Below are 15381 nucleotides of genomic sequence, written 5' to 3'. Positions count from 1 at the left end.
GCTGATTTCACGACCCTTTCATCCAATAATTTTGATTTTAACGCCATTTAAAACCTGGCTATCTTACTTCAGTTATTGTGTTCTCTTTTGTAGTGGGAATTAGTATCATTTACAAGAACGGTGAAGAACTTTTGCGTAACCCATATAAAAAATCAGTAGCCCACTTTTGGTGTCATCCTAGTGCTTGATACTGTGAAAATCAGTACATTAAAATGTGATTTTTAATAACCTCAACATCACTAAATTCAAAAGTTTTGTTCCCTACAATTTGAAATCTTTCATGCCCTTTTCCTGCAACAAGCAGAATCATATTCTCATCATAGGCAATATTTATACCCTTCCTTATAGCTTTTCTCCTATCCCTTACCTCTAGTCCATCAGAGCAATATAGCAAAATATCGCGACGAATTTTTGCTGGATCTTCACCACGCGGATTATCATCTGTGACTATTACTCTGTCTGCATATACCTTCGCTATTTTACCCATCTCTGCACGTTTTACCTGATCACGATTCCCACCACAACCAAAAACCAGAACTATTTTTTTATTGAAATGCCACTTTAAAGATAACAGAGCTTGTTTAAGCGCACTTGGAGTGTGGGCGTAATCTACAAATGCAAAAGGTTTTACCTTTTCTATTCTTCCCGGTAAAGAAACGAGTTTATTTATACATATCTTCCGATAATCTAACTTAGATACAATAACTATACCTATTGCACACAGTAAATTATATGCTTGAAACTGCCCCAAAACTGGAAAAAACATACGGTAAACTTTATTACCAATTTTAATTGTAAGATGTTGACCATCAGGGGTGGGGATTTGTCTTAATAAAGTAATGTCAGAGCCTGTTTTCCCATATGTTATGACTTTGCTGTTACGTTTTTTAGCTATCTTAAGCAATGTGTAGTATTCATCTATATCCGAATTTAAGACTGCCGTTTTTTCTTCTGGCAGCACCTCGTAAAATAACCTTTTCTTAGCCTCAAAATACTTACTTACGTCTTTATGATAATCCAAATGATCTTGCGAGAAATTAGTAAAAGCTGCAGCATTTAATGCTAATCCATGGATTCTATACTGATCAATTCCATGACTCGAAGCCTCCAATGCTAAGCGTTCTATATTTTTGCTATTCACATCACGCAATGTGAAATAGAGGTCATCTGCATCCGGAGTAGTAAGGCCACTGTTATTATCTTTCCTTTCATTATTAACACATGTTCCAAGTGTTCCCACAGATGCTGCATTATAACCCGCGTTTTGCCAGATTTGGCGGCAAAACTCCACCACCGAAGTCTTACCATTTGTACCCGTCACAGCAGCAACACATTTGAGCTGCTTAAACCGATAAAACCTGCTAACTATCTTGCTATATATGTCCAGAGGGTTTGGGTAGAAGATATAGGTCTCAGCACCATGCACTGGAACTGCATTAAAACCTGCTATTATTGCTGAAGCTTTTACACTGCCTACACATCTCTCACCTTCCTCTGATACACAAACAAAAAGATAACCGTCTTTGACTTTCCTTGGATTACACGTAACACCCTTAACCTCAAGGTTAAAATCAATAGTGCAGTTATCTAGTATTGCTCCAGTGTGCAACACTAATTGCTGGATCCCAGTGCTTGACACTGGGATAACAGGAAGACCACCAATATCATGCAGTAACTCTCTCAGTATCATGTCCTACTTCATCAGCTTGAAAGCCCAAACATGGCAACCTTGCTAGTGCAGCACTCAAATCAGAAATTAAATCTTCAGGATCTTCTAGCCCACAAAATATTCGTACAAAACTTCCACTATAATCTGAATTCATTACAGATCTTAACACAGACTTACGATCTATTGGTAATATCAAGCTATCACACCCTCCCCAAGAAGCACCGATATTAAAAATTTTCATATGATCAACCATATAGCTTAGTTCCTCACATGAATATTCTCTATCCAGTACTATACTAAATACGCTACTTGCCCCCTTGAAGTAACTTTTCCATAATTCATGTTGAGGGTGGGAAGGAAGTGCTGGATATAAGACTTTTTTGATTTTCGGATGCTTTTCTAACCATTTTGCCACTTCCATTGCTGTACTTTGATGCTTTCTCATGCGTGTGTGCAGTGTTCTTAGCCCTCGATGTGCAAGGTAACAGTCGTATGGTTGCACAGTAACTCCGTAATTCTTGCAGTTCTCATAAAGTAATTTAAAAACCTCACCTTCAGCAATAATGGCTCCCATCAATAAATCTGAGTGACCGGCTATATACTTTGTAACCCCATACAGTGCAACATCAATACTATAATCAAGTGGCCTAAACAACAAAGGAGTAGCCCACGAATTATCACAGACGGTCAAGATTTTATGCTCCTTAGAAACCTTCACTATATGTTCTATATTTGAAATCTCAAACGTTACAGAACCAGGAGTCTCGACCATTATTAATTCAGTATTATTCTGAATCAAACTAGCTATATCCTGTGTTGGATCATAGAAGGTTACCTCTACTCCTCTTTTTGGTAGCTCATTCTCGGCAAACCTCTTAAGTCGGTAATAGCTATTATCTTGAATTAAAACATGCGAACCTGCTCTAGCAAAAGTCAGAACGGTAAAAGTAAGTGCAAACAACCCAGAAGGATAGATTAATGCTTGTCCCCTACCCTCAATTTCAGCAAGTGCATTTGAAAAATAATGAACGGTGGGAGTGCCTACACTACTGTAGCTATAATCTCTTACAACATCATCATTCACCACATCATATATGCTTTTTCCATTTGCTGCATCTAAGTAGTTCTTGTAAGTAGGAAATAATATGGTAGAAGAATGATAAACTGGTGGATTCATAGAACCTTTGTAGTCTTCAAACTTTCTTCCTGCTTTAACTAATAAAGATTCCTCTTTCACGTTCTGTTATCAATTTTTTAAATTGTATTCGCTTTGCGTATATAAGTGAAGAGAAATTGCATGTATTAGCTCTATCTCACTCTTTAATAACTTATAAATCAACTTGTGCCTTTTGAGGCTATCCATTCCGGCAAAACTGTCAGATATTAGTACTAGCTTGATATGTGAAGGTAGTGTTGAAGAAGACGAAGAAAAATAATGACTTGTATGCTTTACAGATTCATCGATAATATCAACATCAATTACATCTATTGAACTGCGTATTTTTTCTTCTATTGTCTTAATGATATCCATTCTGTCATCTAAGTAATTAATACTAGTCCTCTCTCCCTAGATTCCAGCGTCAAGCGCTGGCAAAATACACTCTTATTTACTCTCTTCCCTATTATCTATGTCTTGATAATCAGAATCTACTACTTTTTCTTCCTCATTCGTTGTGGATGAACTAGCAGAGCTTTCTTTTCCCTGTTGTTGCTGAGATTCCTTATACATAGCCTCTCCAAGCTTCATAGATAATTGAGAAAGATTAGTAATTTTTTGTTGTATTGCATTAGTGTCATCAATGTTATCAGATTTACTAGCCCCTTTTAATTCATTAACTGCATTTTCAATAGCAGATTTATCTTCTGGTGAAACCTTATAACCATACTCTTTCAGAGACTTTTCCGTAGAATGAACTAAGCTATCTGCTTGGTTCTTCACTTCAATAAATTTTTTGCGTTTCTCATCTTCTTGTGCCTTTTCCTCAGCCTCTTTTATCATACGATTTATTTCACCCTCAGACAAACCACCTGAAGACTGAATACGTATCTTCTGTTCTTTCCCAGTAGCTTTATCTTTTGCAGAGACATGTACTATTCCATTTGCATCTATATCAAATGTCACTTCGATCTGAGGAACTCCATGAGGAGCAGGTGGTATACCCTCCAAACCAAATTGACCAAGCAGCTTATTATCAACTGCCAATTTCCTTTCACCTTGATACACTTTAATTGTTACAGCCGTTTGATTATCTTCTGCAGTTGAAAATACCTGAGATTTTTTAGTAGGAATAGTAGTATTACGCTCAATAAGTGGAGTGAACACCCCTCCTAAAGTTTCAATACCAAGGGAAAGCGGAGTTACATCAAGTAATAACACATCCCTTACATCACCTTGAACGATTCCTGCTTGTATCGCAGCGCCAATTGCTACAACTTCATCAGGATTTACTCCTCTATGTGGGTCCTTGCCAAAGAATTCTTTAACTTTCTCTATTACCTTTGGCATGCGAGTCATACCACCAACAAGCACCACTTCACCAATTTGATTAGCAGATAAACCAGCATCCTCAAGAGCTCTTTTGCAAGGAGCTATAGTTCTTTCAATTAAATCATTTACTAAGCTTTCAAGTTTTGCTCTTGTTAATTTCATATTCAAGTGTTTTGGACCACTTGCATCAGCCGTAATAAATGGCAGATTTATTTCCGTTTCCATTGCACTTGATAATTCAATCTTCGCTTTTTCAGCAGCTTCTTTGATTCTTTGCATAGCCATTGGATCATTTTTTAGATCAATGCCATTACCTTTCTTAAATTCATCTAGTAAATAACTTACTATTGCATTATCAAAGTCTTCACCTCCAAGGTGGGTATCACCATTCGTAGCTTTTACTTCAAAAACTCCATCACCTATTTCAAGTATTGAAACGTCAAATGTACCACCACCAAGGTCATATACCACTATTGTGTGACCATGCTTCTTATCAAGACCATAAGCAAGTGCCGCAGCAGTTGGTTCATTAACTATTCTAAGTACATTCAACCCAGCAATTTTTCCTGCATCTTTTGTTGCTTGACGTTGAGAATCGTTGAAGTATGCTGGCACTGTTATCACAGCATCCTTCACTTCTTCCCCAAGATAAGCTTCTGCTGCTTCTTTTAGATTTTGTAGTATAAAAGCACCAATTTGACTAGGGGAGTATTCTTTACCATCTGTTGTTTTAATCCATGCATCACCATTTTTTGCTGCAAACACTTTATACGGCACATTTAGACCTTTCACTTCAGGATCACCATACTGACGACCTATTAATCTCTTAGTAGCAAAAAAAGTATTACTTGCATTGGTGGTTGCTTGCCTCTTTGCTGGAGCGCCAATTAATCTCTCTCCTGATGAAGTAAATGCAACTACAGACGGAGTAGTCCTTGCTCCTTCTTTATTTTCTATTATCTTACCTTGTATTGCAACACAAGAATTTGTTGTTCCAAGATCTATACCTATTGCCCTTCCCATAATGAATACTCCCTTATAAATGTTGTCTGATATAAGAATATATAAGTATAGGACTCGCCGATTACAAGTCCCTTTAGTATTTCCAGTTAGCTATTAGAGTTCAAAATACGTGAAAGCCACTTAGTTAACCAAAAACTGCCTTGTAATTTCTCTGAATCAGAAGCTCTTTCATTGCTGCTGCTTTCAATCTTGTAACCAGAGTTTTGCAATGGCTTACAATCACCCAAGTTAACGTCATCCCCTCGTTTTAAAACGAACGTATCTACACTTAAATTGCTATCAGCATTAACATTTAGTTTGATATTAAACTCTTTTTCAATTGTAGAAACTGTGCTGCGTTTATTATTAAAAATATGTGCTATAATTGCACCATGTGCTACTAAATCAAATGATCTATTTCGGTTCCTACTAGCAATGTGCTGCAAATCTCTCAATATTGATGCAACAACTACCTCATTTGACTTCACCTTTCCAACTCCTTTACAGTGCAAACACTCTGTAGTGTTAATTTCCTGTATGCTTGGTTTAATTCTTTGCCTTGAAAACACCATTAAGCCAAAGTCATTTATGTAGCTAAATTGAACTCTAGCTTTGTCATCCTTAAACGCCTGCCTAATAGCAGACTCAACAGCTCTACAATACTGATACCTTAACATGTCAATAAAGTCGACTACTATTAACCCCGACAAGCCCCTTAAATTTACCTGTCTTGATATTTCAGGTACTGCTTCCATATTAGTTCTATAAGCTGTCTCCTCTATACTATCTTCCCCTGTCATCTTTCCTGAATTTACATCTATTGAAACAAATGCCTCAGTTAAAGTTATTATCAAAGATCCACCAGACGGTAATTTCACTCTATTGCTGTACAACTCAGAAATTTGATCCTCGACTCCGTAGTAAGTAAAGATTGGAATAAAACCTCTATACAACCTGTAACGCAACTTACTACCTTTTAATGCATTCCTAGCATACTGTCTTACTGTTTCAAAAGCTTCCTTTCCAGATACTATAACCTCCATACCATTGCTACAAAAATCACGAATAGACCTCATAATTAGGTCTGCTTCATTATAAATCAATGATGGAACATTTACAGAGGAAGCATTTTTTTGAATATTCTGCCATAATGAAGATAAATAATTGTAATCCTGCTCAATTTCTTTTTTACTTTTCCCTGAACCAATGGTTCTTATTATTAAACCCGACCTTTTCGGCAAGTCTATTGAACTTAATATATCCTTTAACTGTTTTCTGACATTAGCATCTTCAATTCTACGGGAAATTCCACCTTTACTCATGGAATTAGGCATGAAAACACAGTACCTACCTACTAAAGTTATGTACGTCGTAAATGAAGCTCCTTTATTGCCTCGTTCTTCCTTAGTTAGCTGAACTAATAATCTTTGATTTACTGAAATGACATCTTGCAACTTGTATCTCTTATATAGAGACACCTCTCTTGCAAAACCATTACCGGACTCGTTAACATTCCTATTAGCTACTGAATCTGAAGAAGTATTTGTCGACACACTGCCACTTTCTTCTGCATAATCGTCATTTGAGCAACCTTCAAAGAAAATTTCTTTTTCCTTTTCTGGAATATTGAAATAATCTGGAGATATCTCGGAAAAAGACAAAAAACCTTGCTTGTTTTTTCCATATTCGATAAATACAGCCTGCAAAGAAGGCTCTATGCGTTTTACACAAGCAACGTATATATTACCTCTTAATTGTCTTTTTTCTTTGAATTCTTGTTCAAATTCCACAACTCTATTGTCAGCCGATAAAGCAACTCTTACCTCATCAGAACAGATGGAATTTTCTATTAATAGTAACCTCTTACCACCATTTATCACTTATTTACCGTTTGCTTTGCGCTCCAAAATTAACTTTATGTTACTCAATGCACTGTCAATTGTCAAGAATTTTGCAATCTACATTGTTCTAAGGCACAAAGTGATTGACTTTTAGCGCTCCATGTAATAAACTCACACAAGGTTTATATTATTATATTAAATATGGCAAAAAAGAATGCTTCTTTGCTTGTTAAGTTAGTTAGCAGTGCAACAAAAATAACAAGCACAGGTGAAGAAAAATCAACAGGTTACTTTTACGTAAAAAAGCGTAATCCAAAAAAGCTTACTAGAAAACTGGAGTTTAGAAAGTATGATCCAGTAGTCAGAAGGCATGTACTGTTTAAAGAAGAAAAGCTAAAGTAATTTTTTTATAAGGAAATTGTCACTATGCAAAATTTGCAATTAAATTATCCTATAACAATAGAGTTAGATAATATAAAAGATACAAAACTGAAATTAATAAAGATTGTTGCACGGCTAATAAATAAGAGGTATAGAACACAGAAAAAAGCAGCAATTGCTCTAAAAATTGACCAACCTAAAGTATCTCAAATTAATAAGTCAAAAATTGAAGGATTCTCTTTAGAGTACTTGCTTAACTTATTGGTTGCATTGGATCAAGACATAAACATGAAAATAAAGCATGATCCTCAACCTACGCAACGTAACATACAATAAGGCCATACTCGTTTTAATTTACAGTGTACGTTATAATAGTATCCATAAAAACTTCAACTGTAAACAATTTAAGACACGTTCCCATTTTTTGAACACGGAGTGGTACTTCATGCTTTTCTTATAAAGTATCTGTCTATACCAGTTCTCATTGTTAACAGGCAGATAAGTAACATTGCAGAGTTGTTTAATTGTGGATAGGAAAGAGAAGTAATAAATTTGCACTTCGCACTTCCCTCAGCATTTCTTTTGCTGGCTCCATAACTTTTTTTATCCAATAATTTTGATTTTAACGCCACCTAAACTTCGTTATCCTACTGACTTCAGTATGGTCCCTATTATCTATTATTGCATGCCCGCTCTTTACATAATGGGAATTAGTGTTACATACCTAATGTATAAATCAAGCATTTTATATGTCTTCCTAAAAATTATACGGGATTGTTTTGGTTTACTGTAGGTAAAGGCGAAAACCCGTTTGCAGTTTCTCTAATTTAATGAAGTGTAATTAACCTAATATCATGAAAGATTTAATCATTAACTCTCTATCAAAATTACAAGAAAGTACATACCTTTTTGAGAAAGATAGTAAAAAGTTAACAGATTACGGAAAGAAGATAGGAAATTTGGGTAAACAGTTAAAACGCAAAAGATCACCTGCATAGATAGTCAAAGCAAGCAGTTATTGCTGATTTCATAGTATACTAAAACCAATATAACTAGTGGCTGAGGAGGGACTTGAACCCACGACCAAGAGATTATGATCCTCCCGCTCTACCAACTGAGCTACTCAGCCTAGTCAAAGACCTTCTTGTATATATGGTCTACACATTTCGTATAATATTTTAAATTAAACAAAGATTCAAGTTTTTCAGAGTTAATGACTTCAAGTAAGGATCTATCTTGTTTTAATTCGAACAAAAAATCACTGTTGTTCTGTTTCACTTTCATTGCATTGCCCTGAACAATTTTATACGCCTCTTCCCTTGCCAAACCACCATTTATTAATTCAAGTAATATACGCTGTGAGAAAATTAAACCTTTCGAAGAGTTTAAGTTCTTTTCAATATTTTCTTTGTTAATCACCAATCTGTCTATTAAATCCGTTAATCGCACTAAAGCAAAATCCATTATTATACAAGCACCAGGCGCAATATATCTTTCCACAGATGAGTGTGATATATCCCGTTCATGCCACAATGCAACATTTTCTAATGCAGGAAATACGTAACTGCGTATTAAACGTGAGAGTCCAGTTAAATTCTCGCTTAAAATAGGATTGCACTTGTGTGGCATAGCAGAGCTTCCTTTCTGTCCAGTAGAAAAATATTCAGAAATTTCTCCAATCTCAGTTCTTTGCAAGTGACGAATTTCAACAGCAACATTTTCTATTGAGCTTGCAATTACTCCCAAAACTGAAAAGAACATAGCATGTCTATCACGAGGAATTACTTGAGACGATATGGTCTCTGGTATAAGTTCCATTCCTTTTGCTACATATTCCTCAACAAACGGATCAATATTTGCAAAATTGCCTACAGCGCCTGATACTTTGCAAATTGAGACTTCTTTTTGCGCATTAATTAATCTTTGATAGCCACGTTTAAATTCCGCATAAAACCTGGTAAACTTTAACCCAAGAGTTGTTGGCTCTGCATGCATTCCGTGACTACGCCCAACACACACAGTACCTTTATAGTACTCAGCCTTTTTTTTCAACGCTGCAAGTAAATTTCTTAGATTCTCAAGCAGAATTTTACATGATTCTTTCAGCTGTACAGCAAAGCATGTGTCTAACACATCAGAACTTGTCATCCCGTAGTGGAGATAACGTACATCAACTCCCACCTTTTCAGCAATATATTTTAAAAAAGCTATAACATCGTGTTTTACAGTGGATTCAATCTCATTAATACGCTCAACATCAAATTTAATAGTACCAGAGAGCTGTTGAGCAACATTACTTGGAATTACTCCTAACTTTGCTTGAGCCTCACATGCTAACCTTTCTATTTCTAGCCATATGTTAAACTTATTATTTTCCTCCCAAATAGCAGATATCTCTTTACGGCTATAACGAGGTATCATAGAATGACCTCCCCTTTTTGTTTCTAAGTATAATAAACCACAGTGCTACATACTGAAATGGTACTAATTTAGCTATGAAAAACATTTCCTTGCGTTATAACAAGAGGTCACTTTTGATCAGCTTTATCACTATCAGTAGCTTCTCCAACTTCATTCTGTTCTTGCCTCTTGTTGTCGCAACTTCTGGCTTTGCAATTTTACCTGCCTTAACTCATGTGCGTCTATTTCTGACCTTACAACATGCACAGCAACTTGTACTACTATTTCACTATGAAGCTCTATACTTGCTTGGTACTCACCTAAATTTCTTATCTTTACTCCATTAAAAGATATTCTACGGTGATCAACTTCACACTCTTGCAACAAAGATTTTGCAACTTCTCTTGTTGTTACAGAACCAAAAATCTTACCATCCTCAGAAGCTTGCTTTACCAACACTACAAACTTACCAGCAAGAGACGCTGCTAGATCCTTTGCCAAATTCAATTTTTTTGTATTCTCCTCTTCTAAAAAGGAACGCTGCTCCTCCAGTTTTGCCATGCCTTCCTTAGTGGCTTTCACTGCTTTCCTTTGTGGAAAAAGAAAATTACGTGCGTAGCCAGGCTTTACTTTCACAATCTCACCTAATTTACCGAGGGTTCTGATATTTTCTTTCAAAATTACCAACATACACAACCTAAACTTTTTTAGTACAGTAAGGAACAAGAGCTAAAAAACGTGCTCTTATGATTGCTAAGCGCAATTTTCTTTGTTTTTTTGCACATACCCCTGTTAATCTCCTAGGTAATATTCTACCATAGTCAGAGGTAAACCTGGATAATAAATCCGTATTCTTATAATCTATATCTTCATCCCGAAAAGTAGCAAGAGGGCAAACTTTAGAACGCTTAAATCCAGTTCTATTATTTACAGATACGTAAGAATCACTAAAATTACTTCGTTTCTTTGTCATTATGTGCTTTGTTCCTCAATTTGTTTATTCATCATATGAGATTTACCTTCAAAAAATTTATCGACATGTACAGATAAGTGGCGAACGACATTTTCGTTAAGTTTCATTCTACGTACAAACTCATCCATAATGCTTGAGGTAGAACTTATGCACATTATACAATAATGACCACTCTTCATTTTGTTTATTGGGTATGCAAAATCTAGTAAACCCCAGTATTCATATTTTATCAATCCTAAAGCTTCAACATTACCTAGAAGCATTTCCAATGTTTTGCCAAATTGGTTTGGCCCTGTCATTCTAAAACCTTGTAAAATTCTTTGAAAGGTCTTTATTAAATGCTTTGAAATAGCTTCCTTTAAAGCACTTACCACATTGTAAATAAATGTATTCTTAGCGATTTGCTTACCACTCTCTAAAAGCTTTATAAAATCTTGTATTATTCCTAAACCTCTTAGGTCATCCTTCAACTCTTCGCTAATTTTCAACTTCACTTCTTTCAAATTTGAAAGATCTTCTTCTAGCTCAATCCATAGAATCTTTGCAAAACCTTCCAAGAAACTAGAGTAAGTAGTTAGATTTTCTTGAATATCTTTAGCACGCATTTCTAAACTTCGTTTTGTAAACTTGTCACTTCCTTTTTCCAGAATACCCTTAATTTGCTGGAACATAATATCTGCCTTAATATTTCTTAATAAAACACCTAGCTCCTGAGCCATTCCTTCTACTTCTTGCTGCAATAACCCCTGCTGTGCTATGAAAGTAAATTCGTAAAGATTCACTATACTTTCCTTTAATATCGATTAAATATTTTATTATACAAAACTTTTTTAGACAAGCAAGCCATTTGTATCAATTTCTATGCCTTCAATCCAGCTTAAGTTAGACATTTCACAAACAACTTGAGGAGTGATCAGATATGCACCAGGTAGCAAGATATTCACTGTATGCTTTTCAAAGAGAAGTCTGAGTATTACTTTAGTTTTGCCATTGCCGTCTTTCAATACTGAGTTTAATTCCATAGCGGCTTTTTGTGAATTAGTATATCCAGTAGTTAAAACTAAACTTTTCATTATAGAGGTAGTCTTTTCTGTAAATTCTGATATATCCCTTCCCACTAATCTCGTTGTATTTTCCGAAGTTTCAAGATCAATTACTACAAATGTCCCAGGCGAAAATAAATTTCTTTTCTCCTCTATTACTTCATTGTTATAGAACGCTATTTCAGAAACGTTATGAGGATCAGAAAGTGTGAGTATAACAAACCTCCCACGCACTGAGGTTCTCATATGCACATTTAATATTACGCCAGCAGTCTTTGCTGTCTTATTCTTTCCAATAAATCCAATATTTAGCTTCTCAAGAAGAGTTCTAAACTTTTCAAGTGGATGGCCAGTTAAATAAAACCCTAGCGAAAATAACTCATGCTCTAATTTTTCTTCTTCACTAAAATCTTTTACCTCCTCAAGTCTTGGCTTTAGAATACCAAAATCATCAAATAAAACAGCTTGATTCGATTCTCTATCCTGTCTATTTTTATTTGCAAAGTAAATTAGTGTGTCCATTGACTCGTATAGTTGCTTTCTGTTCTTATGTACACTATCACATGCTCCAGACTTAATTAAGCTTTCCAGTGCCCTTTTATTTATTATGTGACCTGAGTTTTGAACGAATTCCCATATGTCCTTGTAAGCGCTTGAACGTGTGTTCACTATTCCTTCTGCTATAGAAAAACCAACATTGCGCAGAGCAGCAATACCGTAGCGTATGTGCTTGCCCTCTATTGAGAATTTAGTCTTAGATTTGTTTATATCAGGCAAAAGAACAGAAACCCCACTAAATTTTGCAGCATGATAAAACAAATTCAATTTATCTCTATCATCGATATTCAGATTCATCAGGGCTGTAAAAAACTCTAACGGATAGTTAGCCTTAAGGTAAGCCGTTTGATAAGATATAACCGCATATGCGGCCGCGTGAGACTTATTAAACCCATAACCAGCAAATTTTGCAACAAGGTCAAAAATATAACTTGCCCTATCATAATCAACGCCATTTTTTGTTGCCCCCTGAATAAAAAGTTCGCGTTGTTTATCCATTTCTGCTTTAATTTTCTTACCCATAGCACGTCTTAGCAAATCTGCTTCTGCGAGGCTGTACCCAGAAAGAATGCGTGCTATTTCCATTACCTGTTCTTGGTAAATTATCACTCCGAATGTTTCTTTTAATACCCTTTCAAGTAATGGATGAATATAATCTGGTTTTTCAAGTCCATGCTTTCTTGCGATGTAAGTTGGAATGTTATCCATAGGTCCTGGACGATAAAGAGAGATTAATGCAATGATATCTTCAATGCAGTCTGGCTTTAGCTTGATTAAAGCTTCCCTCATCCCTGAACTTTCAAGTTGAAATACTCCAATTGAATCACCGTTTGAGAGCATTTCGTAAGTTTTGCAGTTATTCAAGGAAATTGAGGCAACGTCAATCTTTTTCCCATTGCGATTAATCAAACGACGGACATGATCTATTAGCGTTAGCGTACCAAGCCCAAGAAAATCAAATTTTATCAGTCCAGCTTTCTCAACATACTTCATGCTGTATTGTGTAATTGGCAGAGCCGAGTTTGGATCGTAGTACACAGGAACGAAATTTTCTAATTTTTGATCACATATCACAATTCCAGCAGCATGAGTTGAAACGTGGCGATATATTCCTTCAAGCTTAAGAGAAATATCAAGGAGCTTTGCAATTACTTCATCACTATCCCGTTCTTTCTGTAAGTTTTTATCAAACTCTATTGCTTGTGATAAAGTCACAGGGTTTACTGGATTAAACGGAATCATTTTAGATATTTTGTCCACTTGAGTGTAAGGCATTTGTAACACCCTTCCAACATCACGCAGCACAGCCCTTGCCTGTAACTTACCAAAAGTAATTATTTGAGCAACATAACCATATTTCCTCCGAACATAGTCAATAACTAAGTCCCTTTTCTCCTGGCAGAAATCGATATCAAAGTCAGGCATTGATATACGATCAGGATTTAAAAATCTTTCAAAGATCAGGCCAAATCTTATTGGGTCGAGGTCTGTAATCTGCAATGCCCAAGCAACAATTGATCCAGTGCCAGAACCCCTTCCTGGACCAACTGGAATGCTATTTGCTTTGCTCCAGCGAATAAAGTCAGAAACTATCAAAAAGTAGCCAGCATAGTTCATCGAAGTTATTACACTTAGTTCATAATTTAGCCGATCGTAGTATTGCTTAAGGTCTATGTCTATTTTATTTGCAATACGAAGCACTAACCCTGCAGTTGCTTGCTCCTTTAGTTCTTCATTTTCAGTTTTATTCTCTCGACAAGGGAATTTAGGCAAAATAGGCTGCCTGCTCCTTGGCATGTAAGAGCACCGCTTAGCTATCACTAAAGTGTTATGAATTGCTTCGGGAATATCGCTAAACAGCTTTTCCATTTCTGCCACAGACTTAAAATAGTGCTCAGTAGTTAGCTTCTTTCTGTTGCTTTCCAAAGCATAACTTCCCTCAGATATACACGTTAATATATCATAAGCTTCATAGTCAGACCTATTTGGAAAAAATACATCATTTGTTGCAACAAGTGGTATATTATGCTGGTAAGCGAAACCTATCAAGGTTTCTTCGAGCTCCAATTCTTTGTTGGACCCGTGACGCTGCAGTTCAACATATAAGTGACCATTGAACACTGAAAGCAGTTTTTCAACTGTTCCTTTATCTTGCTTAAATAACAGCTGAGCCAATATTCCATCACATCCACCTGCTAAAGTGATCAGACCTGTGCTTAAATTTAATAGTTCATCAAAATTAACATAAGGAATATCGCCGTTATTTTTGCGCTTCCTGAAAGACTCACTTACCAAAGCAACTAGATTAGTATACCCTTGCTCATTTTTTGCAAGCAATAATATAGGTAAATTTTGCTCTGAATGCCTAATTATAATATTGCATCCTGTTATTAGTTGTATTCCCCTACTTGCCGCGTATTCTGAAAATTCAAGTGAGCCAAATAAATTACCTGAATCAGTAATTGCAACTGCCGGCATTTTGTTCCACAAACAAAGACCTATCAGCTCCTCAATTTTGACCGAACTTTCAAGTAAAGAATAAACACTATGAACACGCAAGTGTATGAACATAAAAAAACTTTAGATCAGCAAGTAATAATAAAGATAACATTAATTCACTCATGAGGATATAATTTCATGAGAACAAAAGCTTATTCATAGCTTATCAATTCTAACATAAAATACAAAAACTACTTTACAAGCTTCTCTAGCTCCCTATTTCAACACTGAAGGTATTCAGTTATCTTCAATCTGTACAGATTAAATGACAAGAGTATTAAAGTAGTTAGTATCTTGTGCTTAATTTTTTGCACTATATATACCTTAATATCTTCATAATGTTTCTAAGTTTTTACCATATAAGCTGAAACGCGCTTATAAAGCGTTTAAGCAGTATAGAATACCAATTTATAGGACTAAAGAGTAAACACTATCTAACACGGAATACCTTTTGCCTTTTCTCTACTTGTAAATTTCTTAAATATTTGTAGCTAAAGGTTATGCTAAGGACACCTCAACTTATCACT

The 15381-nt window shown here is 35.6% G+C and carries 12 protein-coding genes, 1 tRNA gene and 1 pseudogene; 2 read left to right on the top strand and 12 right to left on the bottom strand.

Translation table 11 applies throughout. The annotated features are described in order from the left end of the window. Positions 1–199 precede the first annotated feature (199 nt). From GO684_RS00700 to GO684_RS00680, 5 genes are all read right to left on the bottom strand, one after another. The gene (locus tag GO684_RS00700) at positions 200–1690 is read right to left on the bottom strand and encodes a Mur ligase family protein (RefSeq protein ID WP_175938156.1); all 1491 of its coding nucleotides are present in this window, start codon (positions 1688–1690) and stop codon (positions 200–202) included. Beyond that, on the bottom strand, positions 1665–2906 hold the full coding sequence (metC, locus tag GO684_RS00695) for a cystathionine beta-lyase (RefSeq protein ID WP_175938155.1): 1242 nt from the start codon (positions 2904–2906) through the stop codon (positions 1665–1667). The genes GO684_RS00700 and metC overlap by 26 nt, the downstream gene beginning before the upstream one ends. Before the next feature lie 9 nt (positions 2907–2915). Next, entirely contained in the window at positions 2916–3200 is a 285-nt protein-coding gene (locus GO684_RS00690; protein ID WP_175938154.1) for a BolA family protein, read from the bottom strand. 72 nt (positions 3201–3272) lie between these two features. After that, the gene (gene dnaK, locus GO684_RS00685; RefSeq protein WP_175938153.1) at positions 3273–5180 is read right to left on the bottom strand and encodes a molecular chaperone DnaK; all 1908 of its coding nucleotides are present in this window, start codon (positions 5178–5180) and stop codon (positions 3273–3275) included. Positions 5181–5266: 86 nt separating this feature from the next. Next, positions 5267–7039 carry an Rne/Rng family ribonuclease gene (locus tag GO684_RS00680; RefSeq protein ID WP_175938152.1) on the bottom strand — a complete coding sequence of 591 codons (1773 nt, stop codon included), beginning with the start codon at positions 7037–7039 and terminating at the stop codon, positions 5267–5269. A gap of 162 nt (positions 7040–7201) precedes the next feature. Between GO684_RS00680 and rpmG the strand changes: the two genes are divergently transcribed. Together rpmG and GO684_RS00670 are read left to right on the top strand one after the other, a co-directional pair. Then, a complete protein-coding gene (rpmG, locus tag GO684_RS00675) occupies positions 7202–7402 on the top strand; it encodes a 50S ribosomal protein L33 (protein ID WP_011256695.1) in 201 nt (66 codons plus the stop codon). Between the two features lie 24 nt (positions 7403–7426). After that, positions 7427–7717 (top strand): helix-turn-helix domain-containing protein, encoded by a 291-nt coding sequence (locus GO684_RS00670; RefSeq protein WP_175938151.1) that lies wholly within the window; start codon positions 7427–7429, stop codon positions 7715–7717. A 107-nt stretch (positions 7718–7824) separates the two neighbouring features. Here GO684_RS00670 and GO684_RS00665 read toward each other — a convergent pair whose 3' ends face one another. From GO684_RS00665 to dnaE, 7 genes and pseudogenes are all read right to left on the bottom strand, one after another. Beyond that, positions 7825–8013 carry a hypothetical protein gene (locus tag GO684_RS00665; RefSeq protein WP_175938150.1) on the bottom strand — a complete coding sequence of 63 codons (189 nt, stop codon included), beginning with the start codon at positions 8011–8013 and terminating at the stop codon, positions 7825–7827. Between the two features lie 424 nt (positions 8014–8437). Next, positions 8438–8510, bottom strand: a tRNA-Met gene (locus GO684_RS00660). Continuing rightward, a complete protein-coding gene (purB, locus tag GO684_RS00655) occupies positions 8510–9802 on the bottom strand; it encodes an adenylosuccinate lyase (protein ID WP_175938149.1) in 1293 nt (430 codons plus the stop codon). Before purB ends, GO684_RS00660 begins: the two co-directional genes overlap by 1 nt. Before the next feature lie 107 nt (positions 9803–9909). Beyond that, positions 9910–10471, bottom strand: a pseudogene (rplI, locus tag GO684_RS00650) (50S ribosomal protein L9). Between the two features lie 7 nt (positions 10472–10478). Next, complete coding sequence (rpsR, locus tag GO684_RS00645; protein WP_175938147.1) at positions 10479–10754, bottom strand: 30S ribosomal protein S18; 276 nt, start codon at positions 10752–10754, stop codon at positions 10479–10481. Next, entirely contained in the window at positions 10754–11053 is a 300-nt protein-coding gene (rpsF, locus tag GO684_RS05895) for a 30S ribosomal protein S6 (protein ID WP_218939026.1), read from the bottom strand. The genes rpsR and rpsF overlap by 1 nt, the downstream gene beginning before the upstream one ends. Before the next feature lie 531 nt (positions 11054–11584). Further along, positions 11585–14926, bottom strand: coding sequence for a DNA polymerase III subunit alpha (dnaE, locus tag GO684_RS00635; RefSeq protein ID WP_175938145.1), 3342 nt, complete (start codon positions 14924–14926; stop codon positions 11585–11587). Positions 14927–15381: the final 455 nt, after the last annotated feature.

Source organism: Wolbachia endosymbiont of Litomosoides brasiliensis (assembly GCF_013366805.1).
Lineage (GTDB): Bacteria > Pseudomonadota > Alphaproteobacteria > Rickettsiales > Anaplasmataceae > Wolbachia.
Note: the sequence above shows the minus strand (reverse complement) of the source record. Positions and strands in the feature narration are given on the sequence as shown.

Coding starts and splice junctions, on each gene's coding strand:
- rpsR (WP_175938147.1), bottom strand. CDS start 10,754: ATGACAAAGAAACGAAGTAATTTTAGTGATTCTTACGTATCTGTAAAT.
- rpmG (WP_011256695.1), top strand. CDS start 7,202: ATGGCAAAAAAGAATGCTTCTTTGCTTGTTAAGTTAGTTAGCAGTGCA.
- rpsF (WP_218939026.1), bottom strand. CDS start 11,053: ATGACAGGGCCAAACCAATTTGGCAAAACATTGGAAATGCTTCTAGGT.
- purB (WP_175938149.1), bottom strand. CDS start 9,802: ATGATACCTCGTTATAGCCGTAAAGAGATATCTGCTATTTGGGAGGAA.
- GO684_RS00700 (WP_175938156.1), bottom strand. CDS start 1,690: ATGATACTGAGAGAGTTACTGCATGATATTGGTGGTCTTCCTGTTATC.
- dnaK (WP_175938153.1), bottom strand. CDS start 5,180: ATGGGAAGGGCAATAGGTATAGATCTTGGAACAACAAATTCTTGTGTT.
- dnaE (WP_175938145.1), bottom strand. CDS start 14,926: ATGTTCATACACTTGCGTGTTCATAGTGTTTATTCTTTACTTGAAAGT.
- GO684_RS00690 (WP_175938154.1), bottom strand. CDS start 3,200: ATGGATATCATTAAGACAATAGAAGAAAAAATACGCAGTTCAATAGAT.
- GO684_RS00670 (WP_175938151.1), top strand. CDS start 7,427: ATGCAAAATTTGCAATTAAATTATCCTATAACAATAGAGTTAGATAAT.